This is a genomic window from Mesorhizobium sp. WSM4840, assembly GCF_055811755.1.
Genome location: NZ_JBVVQD010000008.1, coordinates 74,407 through 94,900, shown reverse-complemented (window position 1 = coordinate 94,900; position 20,494 = coordinate 74,407). Strand labels below are relative to the sequence as shown.

The window sequence follows — 20,494 nt, the reverse complement described above, 5'->3', positions numbered from 1 at the left end:
GAGGCGGCGATGTTTCCTCCAATTGCCAATCCCTCGGTAACGGACGTGACGCCCCGCTTCTCGGAGAAGGATCTCGTCCGTCGCTCCGCCTCAACGGTACCCGCGCCGGCCGAGCGGCTGACAGAGGTGGCCAAGCTCATCGACGTTTCGAAATGCATCGGCTGCAAGGCCTGCCAGACAGCCTGCATCGAGTGGAATGACACGCATCCGGAGATCGGCGTCAACGCCGGCGTATACGAGAATCCGCCCGACCTGACGCCGGACATGTTCACGCTTATGCGCTTCAGCGAGTGGGAGAACCCAGAGACGAACAATCTCGAGTGGCTGATCCGGAAGGATGGCTGCATGCACTGCGAAGATCCGGGCTGCCTCAAGGCCTGTCCGGCGCCGGGCGCTATCGTTCAATATTCCAACGGCATCGTCGATTTCGTCCACGAGAACTGCATCGGCTGCGGCTATTGTATCAAGGGGTGCCCCTTCAACATCCCGCGCATATCCCGCGTCGACCATACGGCCTACAAATGTACCCTCTGCTCGGACCGCGTCGCCGTCGGCCAGGGTCCAGCCTGCGCCAAGGCCTGTCCGACCCAGGCAATCGTCTTCGGCACAAAGGAAGAGATGAAGCAGCATGCCGAGGGCCGCATTACCGACCTGAAGGCGCGCGGCTATGCCAATGCCGGCCTCTACGATCCGCCAGGTGTCGGCGGAACGCACGTGATGTACGTGCTGCATCACGCCGATCAGCCCGAACTCTATTCCGGCCTGCCGAAGGAGCCTAGGATCAGTCCTCTCGTGGAGGCGTGGAAGGGCATCACCAAATATGCCGGCCTGACCGTGCTTGGGGTCGCGGCCGGCGTCGGCCTTCTCCACCATCTGGTGATGGGGCCGAACAGGGTTTCGGACACGGATGAGGAGAATGCCGAACGGCTAGTGCGGAGTGACCGCCATGACAGCGCATGATGTCGAACCTGGTAAAGTACATCCGGGCAAGCCCGTCACGGTGGACCGGTATACGGTGGGCGCGCGGATAAATCACTGGATCACGGCGGCGAGCTTGATCCTGCTTGCCCTGTCCGGCCTCGCGCTGTTTCACCCGAGCCTTTTCTTTCTGTCAGGACTGTTCGGTGGTGGCCAGTTCGCGCGCTTCATCCATCCGTGGATCGGCGTCGTTCTCTTCTTCAGCTTCTTCGGGCTTTTCATCCGGTTCTGGAAGGCGAATCTGTGGAAGCGCGAAGATGGGGCCTGGCTCACGCGCTTTCGCGACGTGCTGGCCAATCACGAGGAGAACGTGCCGGAAGTCGGCAAGTATAATGCCGGCCAGAAATTCGTATTCTGGGCCATGTCGGTCTTGATCATCATCCTGATATCGAGTGGCCTGGTCATCTGGGATCAGTATTTCTCCGCCTACACGACGGTCGGTCAACAGCGGATGGCGCTCCTCATTCATGCCATCGCCGCCGTTGCGATGATCGGCGTTTGGATCATCCACGCCTATTCCGCCCTCTGGGTGCGAGGCACGATTCCCGCCATGATACGCGGTTCGGTGACGGGCGGCTGGGCCTGGCGGCATCATCGCAAATGGTTGCGGGAACTTGTTACGAAACCGGGCGGAAGATCGGGATCGAAGCCCGCCGAATGAGCGGGCGCTAATGCATGTCGCCCAAAAGTACGCAGCGGTTTTTGGACAACGACATGCATAGAAGCAAAAACTTAAGCGCGTCGCATGATTCCCTTCAGACGCGACGCGCTTAGTCAGCCAACCACGTGGCCCGTGTGGTTCGTGAGGTGAGTATGCCAAAGCAGATCGTTCCGTCGGATATCGATCCCACCGCCATCGGTGAAGTCTCGGCGCCGCCTTACGTCCGTCTGCCTGATCCGACGCGTCTTTTCGTTCGACGCGCGCAGCGGTTGAATGCGCTGGCCGAAATCGATGAACTCGGTCCTTATCTCCGCTTTCTCGCTGCTCTCGCCGATGTCCAGCACGGCATACAGGACGGCCTGTCCGATCCGGATCTGCCGGAAACGGAGGTGCGTGAACGGGCGAACGCTTTCGGGATGCCTCCACTCGATCGTGACAGGTTCGCCTCCGGGGCGTTCTTCGAGACGCTCGACCGCCTGGTGCTGGCGGCTTCGGCCATCGAGAAGCCTCGCGCCGCGGCAGACGCGCTCGACCGACTGAAGCTGGCCACGCCTGCAGAGCGCGATGCCATGGTGCGCAACGTGCTCGCCGATGCAATCGCGGCTGACGCATTGGCCGAGCATGTTTATGTCGCGGCAGCGCTGCAGCTTCATTTCGCGCGTCTTGCCGCTTGCCTCGACGCCTCCACGCTGGTCCCGGTAGGTGACGGCGCATGCCCCGTCTGCGGCGGGCCGCCGGTGTCCTCGATGATCGTCGGTTGGCATGGCTCCCACGGGGCAAGGTTCTGTGCATGCTCGCTCTGCGGCACGCTCTGGAATTATGTCCGCATCAAATGCACCCTGTGCGGCTCGACCAAGGGAATAGGCTATGTGGAAGTCGAAGGCGGACCCGGCACTGTAAAGGCCGAGACCTGCGATTCATGCGGCTGCTATGTGAAAATCCTGCATCAGCACAAGGATCCGACCCTTGATCCGGTTGCCGATGACGTGGCGACACTCGGCTTGGACCTGCTCGTCCGCGAGAGCGGCTACCGTCGCGGGTCGTTCAACCCATTCCTTGTCGGATACTGAGGACGCGATGACCGCTTTGCCTGCACGTCGCCTGCGTGATCTTCCATCGGTCGATGAGATATTGAAGACGCCGCTCGGATCCACGGCGATCCAGCGCTTCGGCCGGCAAGTCGCGACGGCGGCTGTCCGCGCGGCACTTGCCGCAGCGCGGGAGGCCTGCCTCGGCGGAGCAGCAGTGCCGCAGCCCGGCGACGTCGCCGCCGACGCGGTTGAACAACTCAAGGTTGCAGAGCGCCCTTCCCTGCGACCGGTTTTCAACCTGACCGGCACGGTGCTGCACACCAATCTCGGCCGGGCGCCGCTGGCTGAGGAGGCGATCGAGGCGGTGCGCTCTGCAATGTGCGAAGCGGTCGCTCTCGAGTTCGACCTCGAGACAGGCAAGCGCGGCGAGCGGGATGATCATCTGCGTTCGCTCGTTTGCGAACTGACGGGAGCGGAAGACGCAACTGTGGTCAACAACAATGCGGCCGCTGTCCTTCTTGTCCTCAACACGCTGGCGCTCGGCCGCGAGGCGATCGTCTCGCGCGGCGAATTGATCGAGATCGGCGGCTCGTTCAGGATGCCCGAGATTATGGCCCGCGCCGGCGCCAAGGTGGTCGAGGTCGGAACCACCAACCGCACGCATCCGAAGGACTATGTCGCGACGCTCGGCCGGAAGACCGGGTTGGTCCTCAAGGTGCACACCTCGAACTACCGGGTCGAGGGGTTCACGGCTGAGGTGGGCGCGCGCGAACTGGCTTCCATTGCCAAGGCGCAGGACGTGCCCCTGGTCCACGACCTCGGCTCCGGCACGCTTTTCGATCTTGCTGCCTATGGCCTCAAGCATGAACCAACCGTGCGCGAGGCGATTGCCGACGGCGCGGATCTGGTCACCTTTTCCGGCGACAAGCTGCTCGGCGGACCCCAGGCGGGCTTTATCGTCGGCAGCAAGGCTCTGCTGGCCGCGATCAGCCGCAATCCGATGAAGCGGGCGCTCCGCGTCGACAAGCTTCGGCTCGCCGCGCTGGAGGCGACGTTGAAGCTCTATCGCGACCCTGATCGCCTGGCGGAGAGACTGCCGACGCTGAGATTGCTGACGCGCCCCTCGGCCGAGATCGCAACCCAGGCGGAGCGCCTTGCCCCCATGGTTGCCAATGCTCTGGGTGAGGCATTCGTGGTGGAGACTGTGGAATGCCGCAGTCAGGTCGGTTCGGGTGCCCTGCCGCTTGAGACGATACCCAGCGCCGGTCTTGTTGTACGGGTAAAGTCCGGCGGCGGGAAGTCGCTGGGAGCGCTTGCAGCGGCATTGCGCGGGCTGCGCGTTCCCGTGATCGGGCGCATCGAGGACCGGGCGCTTGTGTTCGATCTGCGCTGCCTCGAAGACGAAGCGGGGTTCTGTGCAAACCTCGCCGGCTTCGATTCTGGAGGAGCCGATGCGCTGGTTTGAGAGCCTCGCGCGCCGGCCGGCCGAAGTGCCCCGGCCGGCTGACGTGCCCCGGCCGGCTGACGTGCCGGTCGCCGAACGTCTGGCAAAGGCCTTGGAAGCGGCCAGGCGCAGCGATTATGCGGTCGCCTTGAGCATATGGGAGCCGCTCGCTCATGCTGGGGTCGCGCGTGCGCAGAACAATATCGGCGCCTGCTTCGCAGAAGGGCTTGGCGTCGACCGGGACTGCGACCTCGCCTTCCGCTGGCTGGCGCTTTCGGCCGAGGCCGGCGATGCCGTCGGGCGGCGGAACCTGGCGTCGCTCTATTTCCGCGGCGAGGGCGTCGCGCAGGACTACGGCCGCGCAGCCGAGCTCTACCGAGCAGCCGCGGAGCAAGGCGACGGACCGGCGCAGGACATGCTGAGCTGGATGCTGCTCGAAGGCGAGGTGTTCGATCCCGACCCAGCAGAGGCACGGCGCTGGGGGACTGCCGCCGCCGAGCAGGGAATAGCGTCGGCCATGACACGGCTCGGCATGATCCATCACAATGCGCTCGGTGTGCCGCGCGATCCCGCTGAGGCAGTCCGCTGGTGGCGTCGGGCTGCCGTGCGCGGGGATGCGGACGGGCAGGCCATGCTTGGCGCCGCCTGTCACTTGGGAGCGGGTGTCGAGGCCGACGCGGTCGAGGCATATGCCTGGCTTCTGCGCGCGAACGCAGCAGGCAGCTCGCTCGCCGAGCGGTATCTGCCGGCCGCGCGTGCCGGCCTCACCCCTGACGAGACCGCCGAGGCCGAAAATCGTGCCGCGGCATCATTGACGGGGGACGGATCATGATCGTCGGCACGGCGGGCCATGTCGACCATGGCAAGACCGCGCTGGTGCGTGCGCTGACCGGCGTCGACACCGACCGCCTGCAGGAGGAAAAGGCGCGGGGCATGACCATCGATCTCGGCTTTGCCTACCTGCCGGCACCGAACGGGGACGTCATCGGCTTCATCGATGTTCCGGGGCACGAACGGTTCGTGCATACGATGCTCGCCGGCGCCAGTGGCATCGATTTCGTGCTATTGGTCATTGCCGCCGACGACGGGATCATGCCGCAGACGCGCGAACATCTGGCAATCATCGATCTGCTCGGCATCAGGCGCGGCGCGGTCGTGCTGGCCAAATCCGATCTGATCGCGCCCGCACGGCGCGCCGCCGTTCAAGCGGACATCCGTGCCGCGCTTGCCGATACAGCACTTGCCGAAGCAAACATAATGCCCACCTCGGCCGTCAGCGGTGACGGTATCGACGATCTGCGGCATTTCTTGTTTGAGGAGGCGTCGCGCTTTGCCGGCCGCGCATCCTCTGGACGATTCAGATTGGCGGTCGACCGATGCTTCACGCTGCACGGCATCGGCACTGTCGTGACCGGCACGGTCCTTTCAGGATCAGTCGGCGTCGGCGACCACCTTGTCGTTAGCCCGTCGGGCCTGGCGGCGCGTGTTCGCTCGATCCACGCCCAGAACAGGCTGGCTGAGCGCGGGCGGGCAGGAGACCGTTGCGCGCTCAACCTGGCTGGTGACGGCATCGGCAAGGAGGCGATCGGGCGCGGCGACATCATACTCGACCCGGAACTTCACGCGCCGACGGGTCGGATCGACGCAAGGCTGCGCGTCTTGCCAGGAGAGCCTAGGCCGATCGGCCAGTGGTTCCCGGTACGCCTCCACCACGCTGCGGCCGAGGTTGGGGCAAGGGTCGTGCTTCTCAGTGACGAGCCGGTCAGACCCGGCGGCGTCGCCAAGGTTCAATTGGTGCTGGACAATCCGATCGCGGCTGCCGCTGGCGACCCCTATGTTGTGCGCGACACCTCGGCGCAGCGGACCATCGGCGGCGGACGCCTGATCGATCTGCGGGCGCCGAGCCGGAAGCGCCGCACGCCGGAACGGCTTATCCAGATCGAAGCATATGCCGTCCCGGATCCCGACGCTGCTGTCACCGCACTGCTCGACACGCCGCCCCATTACCTTGACCTTGGCTCATTCGCGCGCGACCGGGCGCTCGGCAGCGACGAGACGCAGAGACTGGTCGACAGCCTCGGATTGGTCTGCATTCCCATCAGGAAAACGCTGTTCGTTCTCTCGCCGGCATGCTGGATGCAATTCAGGCTCGGCCTGGCCGCGAACTTGAAGACCTTTCACGCGGACAATCCGGATCTGCCGGGAATCGGCATGGAGAGATTGCGCCTTCAGCTTGACCCACGACTTCCGGCGCCGATGTTTGCAGCCGCTCTGCGAATGCTGGCGCGCGCCGGCAAGCTCGCCCTTGACGGCGCCTGGGTGCGGCTGCCCGGCCATGAGGTCCGTCTGACACCGCAGGACGAAACGCTGTGGCTGCAAATCGAGCGGCTCATCGGCGGCTCGACGCGATATCATCCGCCGAGGGTCCGCGATATAGCCGATATGTTGGCGAAGCCGGAAACGGAAATCCGCCGGATCCTGAAACTTACCGGCCGCATCGGGAGAGTATACGAAGTCGCCCATGATCATTTCTTCCTGCGCCCGGCATTGGCCGGGATTGTCGAAATCGTCGACGACCTGACGGCGGCCGAGCCGGGCGGGCGGTTTAACGCCGCCCAGTTTCGCGATCGTGCAGGCAGCGGGCGCAAGGTTGCCATCCAGATCCTTGAATTTCTCGATAGGCATGGCGTCACTTTGCGACGCGGCGACCTGCGGCTCGTCAACAGGCATCGACGGGATCTGTTTCACCGGCCGATAGTGAGCCGGCAATAGCGGAAGTTTCTGGAGGAGCATCGTCCCCGGTGGGGCGTCCGGACTTCAAATCCGGGAGGGGCCGCGAGCCGGTCCTTGGTGGGTTCGACTCCCACTCTCTTCCGCCACTCTCGCAAAGGCGCGATGACGGTGACAACCCGCTTTCTCGTTGAGCTCAAGACAGCGGCCGAGGCCGCCAAAGTCGCGGAAGGCCGTTTCCGACGGGAAGCTGCAGTCCGGATCGCGGCGCTCGAACAAGAGCGCGCCTTCGCCTTCAGGCGGCTCAATCTCATTCAGGCGATCGCCGAGGCCATGGCATCGGCCGACAGTGAGGAGATAGCCGTCGCCAGCGCCTTCGCCACGCTGCGCACGCGACTCGGCTGGAATTCCGACAGCGAAGCGCGCTCGGAGGTGATCGCGCGTTTCGGCCAGGTTGTGCTGGCGATATTCCGGGCGTCGGAGGAAGAGGAATCCGCCAATGACATTCCTGAGACCCTGGCGGGTTTCGAACATTGGTATGCCGAAACCCGTGGATCGCCCTTCTGGCTCCTGTTCGAGCGCCAGATGCAAGACACGCCCCGTGTCGACTTTTAAGAAGCGCAGGTCCATCCGGGCGCATTGTTGACGCTCAGGCGATCAGGACTGCGACCGTTTGGCTCCTCTCACCTTCTGAGATACAGCCATAGTGTCGTCGGCGCCAGGATGGCGGTCAGCGCCATCGGCGCGATCAGGGCGAGGACGACCTGACCGAGCGTCGCCCCGCCAGCCATCAGCCCGCGCAGCGCCGTCGTCATCAGCGACACTGGGTTGACTTCGACGATGGCCCGCAGCCAGTCCGGCATGGTGCCGGGGTCGACCATGATGTTTGAGGCGAAAACGAGCGGGAACAGGAAGGTAAAGCCGAGCGTCATCACCGTGGTTGGCGTGCGGATCAGCAGGCCGAGCACGATGAATACCCAGCCCATGCCGAACCCGATGGCGATCAGCATGGCGAAGGCGGCAAGCACGCCGAGGATGCCTGCCTCAGGCCGGTAGCCGAGGATCAGCCCGATGGTGAGAATGATCGAGGCGGCAATCAAATGGCGCAGGATGTCACCCACCATCAGGCCGGCGAACGGAGACAGCGACCAGATCGGCAGCGATCGGAAGCGGTCGAATAAGCCCTTGCCGAGGTCGGTCGACAAACCCATGCCCGAATAGACTGCGTTGAACACCACGGTCTGAACCAGGATGCCGGGTAAGAAGAATTGCAGGTACTCGCCAGGCGAACCGGCGAGCGCGCCGCCGAAGACGAAGGTGAAGAGCAGGGTGAACATGATCGGAGTCATCACCAGATCGAAGAGTTGCTCCGGCACATGCTTGAATTTCAGCACCGCGCGCCACCCGAAGACCAGCGCGTTGGAAAGGGCTGATGGGGTCCTAGGTCGGGCGACGCTTTGCAGCCGCTGCAGGGATGTCGTGTCGATCATGGCTTGTCACCTGCCTTCCGGCTTTCACCGAGGCCCGGCTGGCCCGTCAGCGCGAAGAAGACCTCCTCGAGGCTGGGTTGGCCCATGGAGAAATCCGACAGCTCGATGCCGGCGGCGACCAGATCGGCCAGCGCCTCATTGGCGGCCTTCGCTGTGCCGGCAAGGACGGAGAGCTCAGCGCCTTCGGCGCTGCGTTGGACAGGATGTTCCAGCCGGCGTTCCAGAATGGTCGCCGCTTGGTCCGCCCGTGCAACATCGGCGAGCGCGACATGGAGAAAGCCGGAGCCGGTGGCCGCCTTCAGTTCGCGGCTGGTACCCTCGGCGATCTTCCTGCCGTGGTCGATGACGGCGATACGCGCTGCAAGTTGATCGGCCTCTTCGAGATATTGCGTGGTGAGCAGGATGGTGACGCCGGCCTCGGCGAGGCCGCGGATCATGCCCCAGACATCCTTGCGGGCGTTCGGATCGAGGCCTGTAGTCGGCTCGTCGAGGAACAGCACGCCCGGCGTGACGACCAGCGAGGCGGCTATGTCGAGCCGCCTTCGCATGCCACCCGAATAATCCCTCACCTGCTTCGTCGCCGCTTCGGACAAGCCGAAAGCCGCGAGCAGGTCGTCCGAACGGGTTTTCGCGGCGCGACCGCGAAAACCCCAGAGTCGGGCGAGCAGGACGAGGTTCTCCCGGCCCGTCAAGTCCTCGTCGAGCGAAGCGAACTGCCCGGTCATCGCGATTGCCGCACGGACCGCATGCGGGGCCTGCACGAGATCGTGCCCCATCACGGTCGCAGAGCCGGCGTCGGGGCGCGACAGCGTCGCGAGCATGCGCATCAGCGTTGTCTTGCCGGCACCGTTCGGACCCAGGATGGCGAAAATCATGCCGCGCGGCACATCGAGATCGACACCATCGACGGCGCGCAGCTTGCCGAACGTCTTGACCAGGCCGCGGGCGGAAATGGCTGACTGGACAAAACCCTTGGAGGGCAGGCCCATAGGAGAAGTATCGTTCATGCAATCATCCGGCAGTCGCAAAATGAAAGGCCAGCTTCGGCGCGATGGGTGCGTCGTCAATTTCTCTGCAGGCGCACGAACTTACCGTCTGGCTTATCCTCGTGCCAGAGGCTCCGACGACGTACCACTACCTGGCCGCTGAGGCTGAAAGCCGGTCCGATCATATGTCGGACAGGTCTCTAATCATCTTGGGGTTTTCACTCGATCACGGCGCAGGCCTGACGATTTCCGGCATCACCGGCAGGCTGGCTTTTGTAGTCGTCCTGTCCGCCGTGGATCATCAATGCCTTGCCTCGTATCGCCGTTTCTCCACCATCCAGCTTGACCATGCCGTTGAAAGCCTGGGCACGCAAAACGCCGTCGGCGCCGACCCGCTGATTTGGCATATCGCCCGCGTGCGGGCCTTTTCCAGTGAGGTATCCATGTTCGGCATTCGTCGGATTGAAGTGCCCACCGGCCGAGTCATGGCCGGTCTGATGGTCGCACTTTCCGGTTTCATGAACATGGAACGCGACCCACTCGCCCGGAGGCAGTCCTGTTACCTCCAACGCTATCAGCACGCCCTGCGCCGTCTCGGTCAGCGTGGCCGTGCCATTCTTCTCGCCGGCCATGTTGACGAATTCGGCTTTCGCGGTCGCGGTGTCCTGAGCCGCTGCAGGCATCGCGACCGCCAGCGCCAACCCTGTTGTTGCAACCAATCTTCTCATCGACTCGGCCTCCGGTTGTCCAAGCAAGCCAAACAACAAAGGGGTCTCTTCGTTCCATTTGGCAATTGAGTTTTTTTGTCTCCCGCACAGCCGCCAGGGAAGCGACGCCGACAACCTGTTCGATGTGTCTTCAGTTTACACCAATTCGAAGAGTTGCGCGGTTTGCCAGCCTGCAAGCAGTATGATGAGAATACCAACGAGCCTGAGAAGCGTCTTTTCTGCGATTGACTTCACTACCCAACCGGCCATCGGCGCTGCGACTACGCCGCCAAGAATCAAGCCGGCGACAGAGAGTAGATTTTCCGTTGGCTCTCCTGCCTCCGCCCAATGGCCCGTTACTAATGCAAACAAGAAGGTCAGAGACACCGAGAGCGTGATGAGGAACTCGCTCGCATTTACCGTACCAATAACGTAGCGGGGCGTCCCGCCAAAACCGAGAAGGCCCGTCGTTACGATGGGTCCCCATCCACCACCCCCTGCGGCATCGAGAAATCCACCACCAAGTCCAAGCGGAGGTACCGCGCCTGCAGGGACCGGCTTACTCGGGATCCGCCGGAATGAACGGAACAGGAGCCAAGCTCCGACAAGCGCCAGATATGTGGTCACATATGGCTTCATGATCGCTCCCTCAAACGAGGTGAGCACATAAGCGCCGAGAACGCCGCCGAGAACACCAAATGGCATCAGCCGCCAGAAAAGCTTCCAGTCGATATTGCGGTGATAGAGGTGAGCCGAACCTGAGGCCGCAGTGGTAAACAGCTCCGCTGCGTGAACTGAAGCCGAAGCGTGTGCAGGAGACACGCCAAACCCCAGTAGGGTTGTCGAGCAAATCACGCCGTAGGCCATGCCGAGAGCCCCGTCGACAGCCTGAGCTACAAACCCTACGAGCGCAAAAAGGATAAATTCCTGCATTTGGCTCTCCAACAAAGCGCGGGTCGTAATTGGCGAAAGAGGAACCGCTGCCTACAACGGATGCAATTTATATCTTCATGCTTCCACAATTCACCAAACGCCTGGCATCGACAATGGCGACGAACGGGAAACTGTCCGCTCGATCGACGTCTTTCCCGATACCTTCAAAGTCATGTGGCTTCTCAGAATATCGAGAGCGATCTCGAACAGGATGCCGGGTTGTCACTCTTCCCTGTCCTGCGCCGCGCCTCCTCGACCTGAGGTTTCACGAGTCGGACGCAGGCTTGCAGCTCCACCCCATATCTGTTTAATTGCCGGCATCCACAGGGGTGCTCCGTATCGTCGGGGCTGAGAGCTGGGCTGCAAGCCCGTAAACCCTAGAGCTGATCTGGATAATACCAGCGGAGCGAGGCGGGCGATGTTTTCTGGCGCACAGATTTCTCTTTCTCCGACAACCGGCGATTTCGTCGGTGTCGTCATCTCCGCGCTCGATGCGCTCGACCCTTGTCGCGATCGGTTGCGCATAGGCACAGACGATATTTCGACGCTGCCGGTCGGCCCGCTCCAGGGCCATCTCACGATCGAGCTTACGGTTTCGGCCAACAGCCCGACCCTGCGCTGATCTTTTCGCACCAGACAAGTCTCGCATGTCTCAACCTTTCTCCGCCGCGCCGCGAATCGCAGCCTTGTTCGCCAAGGTCGGACCGGCCTTGCTATCGGTTGGCACGCTGGTTTTGGCTTGGGACCTCTATGCGCGCATCTCGGGCATCTCGCCCACCACGCTGCCCGCGCCGTCACGCGTTCTCGCCCAGGCCATCCGGCAGCGCCAGGCGCTGCTCGACAACACCGTGCCGACGATCAGCGCCACATTGGCGGGCTTCGCCTGCTCGCTGGCCGTTGCCTTCATCCTTTCGGTGCTGATCGACTTCTTCAACCCGCTGCGCCGTGCCCTGTTCCCGGTGTTCATCATCAGCCAGACCCTGCCGCTGGTGGCGATCGCCCCGCTGGTCGTTCTCTGGTTCGGCTTCGGGCTGACGCCGAAGATCACGCTGATCGCCCTCGTGACTTTCTTTCCCATGCTGGTCGCGCTTGTGCAGGGTTATGACTCGACGGATCGGGACATCTCGGCGCTTCTGAGTTCGATGGGCGCTTCCCGCATGCGCATTTTCCTGCTGGCCCGCTTGCCCTCCTCGCTGCCCTATTTCTTCGCCGGACTGCGCATCTCGATCACCTATGCCGTGGTGGGCGCCATCTTCGCAGAATATGCCGGTGCGGCCAAAGGGCTCGGCATCTACATGCTCAACGCCAAGAACAATTTCCGGCCCGATCTCGTGCTGGCGGCCGTGCTGGTCAGCGCCTTGCTCACGCTAGCCCTGTTTGCTGCTACGGTACTGATCCAGCGCGTCGTCATGCCATGGGAGCGGCTCGATGGCGCACGAAAATCATGAGCAGGCGGCTGGAGCTGCGCCAAGTCAGGAAGCGTTTTGGCGACATCGACGTGCTTGCCGACATCACCCTGCACATCGAGCCGGGCGAATTCGTTTCAATCCTCGGCCCCTCCGGAGCCGGCAAGTCCACGATCTTCAGCTTGCTGACGGGCGGTCTCGGAGGCCACGGCGGCGATGTCGACTTCGACGGGCGGCCACTGGCCGACACGCGCCGACCGTTTGCCTTCATGCCGCAGCACGACGCCCTGATGCCCTGGCGCACGGTTATCGACAACACCGCGCTCGGCCTGGAAGTGCAGGGCATGTCCCGCAAGGCGGCGCGCGACAGGGTGGCGCCGTTCTTCGGCGAATTCGGCCTTGCGGGCTTCGAGCATAAGTATCCGGCGCAGCTCTCGGGCGGAATGCGCCAGCGCGCCGCGCTGTTGCGCACCGTCGTGCAGGACCGCGCCATGCTGTTGCTCGACGAGCCGTTCGGCGCACTCGACGCCCTCACGCGCACCGGCATGCAGCGCTGGCTTCAGACGATGTGGGACCGACACCGCTGGACGGTCCTGCTGATCACCCACGACGTCCGCGAGGCGGTCTTCCTGTCCGACCGCATCTATGTGCTGAGCGCCCGCCCCGCCCGCGTGCTGCGCGAAATCATCATACCTCTTTCGCGCCCGCGCAAGGATCTTGCCTCGTCGGAAGCCAGCGCCATCGAAGCCGACATCCTCGATACCCTGCTCGATCCACAGCCCGCCCAAAGGACATGACCATGCTTTCCAGACGCCTCTTCATCGCTGCCGCATTGATCGCCGGGTTCGCACCCGTCACGTCCGTCTCCGCCCAGCAGACTGTCACCGTCGCGCTAGACTGGACGCCGAACACAAATCATGTCGGGCTCTATGTCGCCCAAGCGAAAGGCTTCTACGCCGAGGCCGGGCTCGACATGCGGATCCTGCCCTACACCGACACTGCGGCCGGTACGCTGATCGCCAACCGCGTGGCCGATTTCGGTATACTGGGATCCATAGGATTGTTCACCCAACGCACGGCCGGCGCCGACCTCGTCGCCACCTACGCCATCATGCAGACAGAAACCGGCAGGCTGGTGTTCAACGCCGACCGCGCCGATATACAGTCCCCCAGGGATCTGGACGGCCTGACCTATGACGGTTTCGGCAGCGCCTGGGAGAATGCGCTGATCGGCACCATCATCCGCCATGATGGCGGCGAGGGCAAATTCGAAACAGTGACGCTGGGCACCTCCGCCTATGAGGCCTTGGCCAATGGCGCAGTCGATTTTACGCTCGAGGTCTACACTTGGGAGGGGATCAAGGCGGAGCTTGACGACAAGCCTCAGCGCGCCTTCCGTTACGCGGATTTCGGCGTGCCCGACCAACACACCAATTTCATTGGCTCGAGCCGAGCCTACCTCGAGAAGAACAAGGACACGGCAACCGCGTTCATCGCCGCGACCAGGCGCGGCTATGCCTTCGCCGTCGAACATCCGCAAGAAGCGGCTGAGATCCTGATAGCAGCAAACAGCGACATGCTGACTGACCGTCCATTGATCGAGGCATCGCTGAAGGCGCTGGTCGACGGCCACTATCTGCAAAGCCCCGCCGGCGCGATCGGCACGATCGATCCCGCAAAGATGGAGGCTATCGGCGACTACCTGTTCAAGGCCGGAGCCCTGCGCGACGGCGATGGGAACCCGGTCGGCGAACGACCCGATTTCGCGGCCTATTACAGCAACGCCTATCTGGACGGCGAAAAATGAGCCCGCCGCGGCGCATGCATCCTGTCGGCACTCGCCGTCGTCACCAGCAGGATCGGACTTGACCGGAACTGCATCGACCAGCTTCGACGCGCCGCTGCCGCCGCTGTCGAGCGCACGGCCGAACCAGTCCGGCCAGAGCCGGTCGGCGTGCTGGTCGTGATCGCAAGGCGGGACAGGCTGACGCTGGAACAATGCTCATGCGCATCGTGGTGGTCGCCGAACTGGTCGCGCGCGGCGGTGCTTACTCACTGGGCGCGGGTCCGGACTGACGTGATGGCTTTGTGTCGCGCTTTGGCGTCAGTTCCGCCTCGGGCTGGTCGCTCAATCGTTTCTTGAGGATGTCAATGAGGCTGACGGTGACCGCAATCACCGCCGGGCCGAGGACGAGCCCGGATGCTCCAAACAGGACGATGCCACCGACAGCACCGACAAAGGCCACCACCGTGTGGAGCCGCAGCCGGTTCCCGACAAGCATCGGATAGAGCAGATTGTCGATGCCGGCGACGACCACGCCGCCCCAGACGGTCAGGATCGCCGCGCTCGCCCAAGCCCCCTCCAGCGCGAGATAGATCGCTGCCGGCACCCAGATCACGAATGCGCCGAGCACCGGCACGATGGCAAGCAGTCCCATTGCCAAGCCCCAGAAGACCGGAGTGGGCAGGCCGAGCCACCAGAACATCAGGCCGCCCAGCGTCCCCTGCACAGCGGCGACAAGCACGGTGCCTATCAGGATCGCATGTACCGTCTCGGCAAGGCGGGACAGCATGTATGCCGTCTCCGCGGTACGCAGGGGCGAGAGACGCTCGATCCCCCGCAGGGCGGATTCACGGTCCCGCAGAAAATAGAACAGCAGATAAAATGTCAGAATGAACATCACGGCCTGATTGATCGAGCCGCGCAACAGCGATGTGCTTTGTGCCGTCAGCCATTGTACAAATGCGGCGACCGTGCCGGCCGGATCGAGTTGGTTCTCAATCCACTGGGCAACCGCCGAAAGCCTGGGATAGCCCGACACGAAGGCATCTGTGTTCCAACCCCGGATGACCTCCTCCATATAGGTGGCTCCGTTTACCGCCTCGCGAACAAGCTGCTGTGCCACGAAGACGAGCGGCAGGCCGACTGCCACCGCCGCGACGCTGACCGATATCAGCGCAGCCAGGTTTTGATTCCTGAGCCTTTCCTCGACCCGTCGATGAGCCGGATACAGGATGATTGCCAACACCACCGCCCAGGTCAATGCGGGCAAAAAAGGCAACGCCAAGAGATAGCAGACATACAGACCGATCGCCGTCGCGGCCACGATGCCGAGCAATCTCATTTGTTTCATATCGGGCATCTGTTTCAGGTCGGGCATCTCTCGCCGTCTCGCAAACCAAGCGAGCCTAGTGGATTTCCCAACAAAATGGCAGCTTCCGTTGCCGCACCCTACGGCTAGGCCGCTGTCGAGTGTGACGAAAATCCCGTGCGCGCTGCCAGCACCGCGGCCTGCCGGTCGTGGATGGTCTGACCTACGGCCGTTCTACAACTCGCTCGCGGCAGCGCAGCTTCACAGGACCAATAGAAAAAAGGCCGGACTGTTAAAGTCCGGCCAGGCATGAAGGTTCAAAACCTCCAGAGGGGAACGCGCCGGACGCAATGGGAGGAAAACATCCGACGCAATGCGTATATGGATCCGCACGGGTGGCGTTTCAACGACATGTGGTGGGCCACATCAGCCGCTCCATAGAGCCACCAGCGCGGATTCAGGTCACGGCCTGTGTTTCAGTTTTAGCGTAACAGACATGTGGTGCGTCGGCCCGATCAACGAGGGTCAGGCGAGGAGTGTCCCGCGGGACACTCCCCCTTCGTTTTTTACTCCGAGAGCGTGAAGGGAGCCGTGTATTTGTCGACGTTGTCCTTGGTGATGAGAAGGCAGTCAAACAGCTGCTTCTCGGTCGGCGCGCCGGTTTTGCCGGTCTTTATGAACGAGTCGGCCTGTTGTACGGCCTTCGCCGAGTAGACGGCCACCGGCTGGAGCACGGTGTACTGCAAGTCGCCCGCCTTGATCGCGGCGACAGCGTCCGGAGAGCCATCGAAGCCGCCGACCTTAATGCTCGACAGCTTTCCGGCTTCCTTCAGCGCGGCGATCGCGCCAAGCGCCATCTCGTCATTGCCGCTCGTCACGCCGATGATATCGGGATGGGCCTGCAGCAGGCTCTGCATCTTGTCGTGGCCCTGGGTCCGGTCCCAGTTGGCGACCTCCGAGCCGGCCTTCTTGAGGTCCGGATACTGGCTGATCACGGTCTCGTATCCGTTTGACCGGGTGGCGGCGTTGTTGTCGGACGGGGCGCCCAACAGTTCGACGTAGTTGCCCTTCTCGCCGATATTCGTCACCCATTGCTGTGCCCCCAGAGCGGCGCCCTGTGCGTTGTTGGAAACGAGCTGCGCCTTGGCCAGACCCTCCTGATTGATCTCGGCGTTGACCAGGAAGACCGGGATGTTCGCGGCAATCGCCTTCTTGACGGCGCCGATGGATCCGCTGGCGTCGGCAGGATCGAGGATGATCGCCACGGATTTGTTGGTGATTGCGGTGTCGATCAGTCTGCTTTCCGTGTTCGTGTCGGCTTTCGATGCGCCGACAGTCGCGGTGTAGCCGAGTTTTTCGGCCTCGGCCTTGGCCACATTGCCTTCGGTGAGCCAGTACGGGTTGGCGGGATCGATGACGATGATCGAAATGAGGCCTTCGGCCGACGCTGCGCTTACCGACCCTGCGAGGACCGGAGCGGCCAGCGCAAAGGCCGTGAGCATTAGAATTCTTGCCTTGCCATACATGAGATTTCCTCCTTGGTTAGCGACGGTACCGGTCAACCGGCAATCTTCTCGTGAGCGGGATCGGCCGTTCGGGCCTTGCCGGCTTGTTGCGGAGAAGTCGAAGGGCCGCCGGTCGAGCCCGGGAGCTTGACGCGACGGCGATACTGAATGGCGTTGAGCAGCACCGCCAACACGATGACCGCGCCGGTGAACACTGTTTGCCAGTAGGCGGACACGCCAATGATCACGAGGCCATCGGATAGGAAGCCGATGACGAAGGCCCCAACCAGCGTGCCGCGGATATTGCCTCGACCACCGGTGAGTGCCGCGCCGCCGATGACGACGGCCGCAATGGCGGTCAGTTCGTAGGAGTTGCCGGCGGTCGGCCCTGCCGAGGTCAGTTCCGAGGACAGGATGAGGCCGGCTACCGAGGCGCAGATGCCGGACAGCATATACACCGACACCTGCACTTTTTTCACCGGCACGCCGGACAGTTCCGCGGCGCGCTCGTTGCCGCCGGAGGCATAGAGCCACCGGCCGAAGGCCGTGCGATTGAGGATGATGCTGCCGATGATCGCGATGACCACCATGACCAGCACACCGATAGGGATACCGAACAGGCGGTTGAAGCCCAGCCAGTCGAAGCCGGTATTGCCCAGCTCCGGCTTGCCGCCGAGATCATTATATGTGAGGCCGTTTGTCATCAGCAGCGCGGCGCCCCGCACCACATAGAGCATGCCCAGCGTGGCAACGAAGGCCGGCACCTTCAACCAGGCGATAAGCACGCCGTTGACCAGGCCGACCAGTGCGCCGAGCACGCACACCAGCACCACGACCACCCAGACGGGGGGAAACAGCACGATGCCGAGCGTTTGCAACTGCACGCCCTGCATCAGGAATCCTGCGATTACGCCCGACAGTCCAAGCGTCGACCCCACCGACAGGTCGATGCCGCCATTGAGGATGACCAGCAGCATGCCGACCGCGAGGATGCCGAAGATGGCGACATGCGACGCCATGGTGAGGAAATTGCCCAACGAGAAGTAATAGGGCGACAGCATCGAGAAGACGAAGATGATCACCATCAGCGCGAGAAATGCCCGGCCCTCCAGCAACAGCTTGGCCACACTGAAGCCACCGGTCGATATCCTCGAGCCGGAGCGGCTACGATGCTGACTGGCGTTGGTCACGGTCTGGCTCCTGTATTCTTCATGATCAGACAAGCACCGCCTCGCCCGAGGCGGCCATGATCTGCTCTTTCGTGACATCGGCGCCGAACTGAGCCGAAATCCTGCCTCGGCGCATGACGATGATCCGGTGCGCGATACCAAGGCACTCGGCGACTTCCGAGGTCGAGAAGACGACCGCGAGCCCCTGCGCGGCCCGCTCGCCGAGCAGCCGGAACACCTCCGCCTTGGCGCCGACATCGATCCCGCGACTGGGCTCGTCAAGCAGCATGACCTTGGGGTCGGTGGTCAGCATCTTGCCGATGACGACCTTCTGCTGATTGCCGCCGGACAGCGATCCGATGGGCGCGCCTGCGCCCGCCGTCTTGACGCGCACATCGCGAATGGTTCCGTCGATCAGCGACCGCTCCTGCGACCGCGAAAGCAGCATCCCCTTGACGAAGGCGCCAATGCTGGCGAGCGACAGATTTGCCCCCACGGTCATCGTCTGGACCAGCCCGTCGCGTTGGCGGTCCTCAGGCACCAGCACAAGCCCCCTGTTTATCCGCTCCGCAATGCTGAGGCAGGAGATGTCGTCGCCCTCCAGCAAGACCCGGCCGCCCGTCACCGGCAATCGTCCGGCGACGCACTCCAGCAATTCCGTGCGCCCCGCGCCCATCAGCCCGTAAATGCAGACGATCTCGCCCGCGCGGACATCGAGCGACAGCCGGTGGACGACCAGGCGGTCCGAACTCGAAACATCGGCGACGCTCACATCGTCGATTGACAGGGCAATGTCGCCGAATGCGTATCCCGTGGGCGGCGATCCCAGGTCGAAGTTCTCGCCCACCATGTTACGGACGATCCATTCGAGATCGATGTTCTTCGCTTTGGCCGTGGCCGTGATCGTTCCGTCGCGCAGCACCACGGCGTGGTCGGTGATCTGCAGTGCTTCTTCGAGGTGATGGGAGATGTACACGATCGAAACACCGCGGGCGGTCAGGTCCCGGATCACCTTGAACAGCACCTCCACCTCGGTCGCACTCAATGCGGAGGTAGGCTCGTCCATGATCAGGATGCGTGAATCGACGGAGAGCGCGCGTGCGATTTCGACGATCTGCTGCTGGCCCAGACGCAGATCCTGCACCAAGGTCATCGGATCGACGTCTTCCTCGAGATCGGCCATCAGCATCCGCGTCTGACGAGCCTCTTCCGCGAAGTCGAGGCCGGTCGCGCCCCGCAACTCACGGCCCATGAAAATATTGTCGCGCACACTCAGATTGGGCGCGAGACTCAACTCCTGATGGATTATCGAGATGCCTCGATCCCGCGCGTCGACGGTCGAGGAGAAGACGACAGGACGGCCATCGAGTTCGATGCTTCCGGACGTCGGCGTCTCGACACCGGAAAGGATCTTCATCAGCGTCGACTTGCCGGCGCCATTCTCTCCGAACAGCGTGGTGACCTCGCCACGGCGGATGTCGAAATTGACCCCCTTGAGGGCATGCGTTCCGCCATAGGATTTTACGATGTTGCGCGCCGCGAGCACGGTATCGCCGGCCGCCGGCTCGAATTGAGGCGCCGCATTCATTGAACGCTCAGCTTTACGGGTGTGACGAGCCAGCCCTTGGGATTGACCAATTTGAAGACGCCGATCACCGAAATCGTCTTGCCGGTGAGCTTGGTGTTGTCGATGGCCGACAATACCTGCTTCTTCATCTCGTTGTTCAAGGCCGATCCTGCGTTCTGATACTCGATCTGGTTGGTGAATTGCCCGAAGGCGATCGTTCCCGTGGCATCGCGCAGGTCGGTTCCGTTGATCGCCGGACCCGTCTGCACTCGAATGACCAAAGTGCTGGGAACCTCGTCGACCTTGACGGCGTAGATGCCGGACTTTCCCTCACCGACCACGCCGGTGAATTTGACTGAGAATTCCGTACCGACATTGGCCGGCACGCCGTACTCCTTCTCCGCCACCGCCTTGTCCTTGGCGATGGCCGACGCAAGGGTAGCGGCGTTCACCGCGCGCTGCTCCACGGCGGATTGAACCTTCGGAAACTCGGACTTGCCGTATTCTTCCGGGGAGAACGCAGCCTTTCGCGCGTCCTCCGCCGAACCAATTATGACGACCTTGGTGTCGAGAACCATCGCGCCGAGCAAAATCAGGATCGCGGCCGCGGCGACAATCCAACGAACGCCGACCCGCCGATTGATCGTGGTAGCGGGCTGCGAACTCATGGTGCAACGACCTGCGGCATGACGCCGATCAGGTCACGATCACCACTGGCGGCGCTGCTGGATTTCATTCCATCTCCTCCCGAGATGATATTATTATCTTCAGTTGAAAAATTTTTCACGCGTTCAT

Annotated in this window: 20 protein-coding genes, 1 tRNA gene, 1 pseudogene and 1 riboswitch; of the genes and pseudogenes, 12 read left to right on the top strand and 10 right to left on the bottom strand. The window is 62.8% G+C overall.

All coding sequences use genetic code 11. The features are described 5' to 3' along the window. Window positions 1-9: 9 nt before the first annotated feature. From fdxH to AC0L3I_RS13410, 8 genes are all read left to right on the top strand, one after another. A complete protein-coding gene (gene fdxH / locus AC0L3I_RS13445; RefSeq protein ID WP_473486494.1) occupies window positions 10-960 on the top strand; it encodes a formate dehydrogenase subunit beta in 951 nt (316 codons plus the stop codon). Then, window positions 947-1,639, top strand: a complete 693-nt coding sequence (locus tag AC0L3I_RS13440; protein WP_473486493.1) for a formate dehydrogenase subunit gamma — start codon at window positions 947-949, stop codon at window positions 1,637-1,639. The genes fdxH and AC0L3I_RS13440 overlap by 14 nt, the downstream gene beginning before the upstream one ends. Window positions 1,640-1,791: 152 nt before the next feature. Continuing rightward, window positions 1,792-2,709, top strand: a complete 918-nt coding sequence (fdhE, locus tag AC0L3I_RS13435) for a formate dehydrogenase accessory protein FdhE (protein ID WP_473527189.1) — start codon at window positions 1,792-1,794, stop codon at window positions 2,707-2,709. Between the two features lie 7 nt (window positions 2,710-2,716). Beyond that, window positions 2,717-4,135, top strand: a complete 1,419-nt coding sequence (gene selA / locus AC0L3I_RS13430; RefSeq protein ID WP_473527188.1) for an L-seryl-tRNA(Sec) selenium transferase — start codon at window positions 2,717-2,719, stop codon at window positions 4,133-4,135. Next, window positions 4,122-4,946, top strand: a complete 825-nt coding sequence (locus AC0L3I_RS13425; RefSeq protein ID WP_473527187.1) for a tetratricopeptide repeat protein — start codon at window positions 4,122-4,124, stop codon at window positions 4,944-4,946. Before selA ends, AC0L3I_RS13425 begins: the two co-directional genes overlap by 14 nt. Then, window positions 4,943-6,886, top strand: coding sequence for a selenocysteine-specific translation elongation factor (gene selB, locus AC0L3I_RS13420; RefSeq protein ID WP_473527186.1), 1,944 nt, complete (start codon window positions 4,943-4,945; stop codon window positions 6,884-6,886). The genes AC0L3I_RS13425 and selB overlap by 4 nt, the downstream gene beginning before the upstream one ends. 11 nt (window positions 6,887-6,897) lie before the next feature. Continuing rightward, a tRNA-Sec gene (locus tag AC0L3I_RS13415) sits at window positions 6,898-6,993 on the top strand. Window positions 6,994-7,009: 16 nt separating this feature from the next. Beyond that, window positions 7,010-7,459: a hypothetical protein gene (locus AC0L3I_RS13410; RefSeq protein WP_473486489.1), complete on the top strand. Its 450-nt coding sequence runs from the start codon at window positions 7,010-7,012 to the stop codon at window positions 7,457-7,459. A 68-nt stretch (window positions 7,460-7,527) separates the two neighbouring features. On the opposite strand, the gene AC0L3I_RS13405 is transcribed toward AC0L3I_RS13410, so the two are convergent. The 4 genes from AC0L3I_RS13405 to AC0L3I_RS13390 all read right to left on the bottom strand — a co-directional run bounded on the left by AC0L3I_RS13405 (window position 7,528) and on the right by AC0L3I_RS13390 (window position 10,960). Next, complete coding sequence (locus tag AC0L3I_RS13405; RefSeq protein ID WP_473527185.1) at window positions 7,528-8,334, bottom strand: ABC transporter permease; 807 nt, start codon at window positions 8,332-8,334, stop codon at window positions 7,528-7,530. Further along, window positions 8,331-9,341, bottom strand: coding sequence for an ATP-binding cassette domain-containing protein (locus tag AC0L3I_RS13400; RefSeq protein WP_473527184.1), 1,011 nt, complete (start codon window positions 9,339-9,341; stop codon window positions 8,331-8,333). Before AC0L3I_RS13400 ends, AC0L3I_RS13405 begins: the two co-directional genes overlap by 4 nt. Before the next feature lie 197 nt (window positions 9,342-9,538). Then, entirely contained in the window at window positions 9,539-10,048 is a 510-nt protein-coding gene (locus tag AC0L3I_RS13395) for a superoxide dismutase family protein (protein ID WP_473486486.1), read from the bottom strand. A gap of 135 nt (window positions 10,049-10,183) precedes the next feature. Continuing rightward, a complete protein-coding gene (locus AC0L3I_RS13390) occupies window positions 10,184-10,960 on the bottom strand; it encodes a sulfite exporter TauE/SafE family protein (protein WP_473527183.1) in 777 nt (258 codons plus the stop codon). 315 nt (window positions 10,961-11,275) lie between these two features. Then, window positions 11,276-11,388, top strand: a riboswitch (TPP riboswitch). Here AC0L3I_RS13390 and AC0L3I_RS13385 point away from each other — a divergent pair. The 4 genes and pseudogenes from AC0L3I_RS13385 to AC0L3I_RS13370 form a co-directional block, all read left to right on the top strand. After that, a pseudogene (locus AC0L3I_RS13385) lies at window positions 11,379-11,522 on the top strand (YkoF family thiamine/hydroxymethylpyrimidine-binding protein); the annotation flags it as partial. It overlaps the preceding riboswitch by 10 nt. An 85-nt stretch (window positions 11,523-11,607) precedes the next feature. After that, window positions 11,608-12,408, top strand: coding sequence for an ABC transporter permease (locus AC0L3I_RS13380; RefSeq protein WP_473486484.1), 801 nt, complete (start codon window positions 11,608-11,610; stop codon window positions 12,406-12,408). Beyond that, window positions 12,405-13,163 carry an ABC transporter ATP-binding protein gene (locus tag AC0L3I_RS13375; protein ID WP_473486483.1) on the top strand — a complete coding sequence of 253 codons (759 nt, stop codon included), beginning with the start codon at window positions 12,405-12,407 and terminating at the stop codon, window positions 13,161-13,163. Before AC0L3I_RS13380 ends, AC0L3I_RS13375 begins: the two co-directional genes overlap by 4 nt. Beyond that, the gene (locus AC0L3I_RS13370) at window positions 13,160-14,173 is read left to right on the top strand and encodes an ABC transporter substrate-binding protein (RefSeq protein ID WP_473527182.1); all 1,014 of its coding nucleotides are present in this window, start codon (window positions 13,160-13,162) and stop codon (window positions 14,171-14,173) included. Before AC0L3I_RS13375 ends, AC0L3I_RS13370 begins: the two co-directional genes overlap by 4 nt. Before the next feature lie 241 nt (window positions 14,174-14,414). Here the strand turns inward: AC0L3I_RS13370 and AC0L3I_RS13365 are convergent, their stop codons facing one another. From AC0L3I_RS13365 to AC0L3I_RS13340, 6 genes are all read right to left on the bottom strand, one after another. After that, a complete protein-coding gene (locus AC0L3I_RS13365; protein WP_473486482.1) occupies window positions 14,415-15,527 on the bottom strand; it encodes an AI-2E family transporter in 1,113 nt (370 codons plus the stop codon). Window positions 15,528-16,024: 497 nt separating this feature from the next. Then, window positions 16,025-16,984, bottom strand: a complete 960-nt coding sequence (locus AC0L3I_RS13360) for a D-ribose ABC transporter substrate-binding protein (RefSeq protein WP_091594763.1) — start codon at window positions 16,982-16,984, stop codon at window positions 16,025-16,027. A gap of 32 nt (window positions 16,985-17,016) precedes the next feature. Continuing rightward, the gene (locus AC0L3I_RS13355; protein ID WP_473486481.1) at window positions 17,017-18,153 is read right to left on the bottom strand and encodes an ABC transporter permease; all 1,137 of its coding nucleotides are present in this window, start codon (window positions 18,151-18,153) and stop codon (window positions 17,017-17,019) included. 25 nt (window positions 18,154-18,178) lie between these two features. Beyond that, window positions 18,179-19,720 carry a sugar ABC transporter ATP-binding protein gene (locus tag AC0L3I_RS13350; protein WP_473527181.1) on the bottom strand — a complete coding sequence of 514 codons (1,542 nt, stop codon included), beginning with the start codon at window positions 19,718-19,720 and terminating at the stop codon, window positions 18,179-18,181. Further along, entirely contained in the window at window positions 19,717-20,367 is a 651-nt protein-coding gene (locus AC0L3I_RS13345) for a DUF2291 family protein (RefSeq protein WP_473486479.1), read from the bottom strand. Before AC0L3I_RS13345 ends, AC0L3I_RS13350 begins: the two co-directional genes overlap by 4 nt. Continuing rightward, window positions 20,364-20,486, bottom strand: coding sequence for a hypothetical protein (locus tag AC0L3I_RS13340; protein WP_473486478.1), 123 nt, complete (start codon window positions 20,484-20,486; stop codon window positions 20,364-20,366). Before AC0L3I_RS13340 ends, AC0L3I_RS13345 begins: the two co-directional genes overlap by 4 nt. Window positions 20,487-20,494 lie beyond the last annotated feature (8 nt).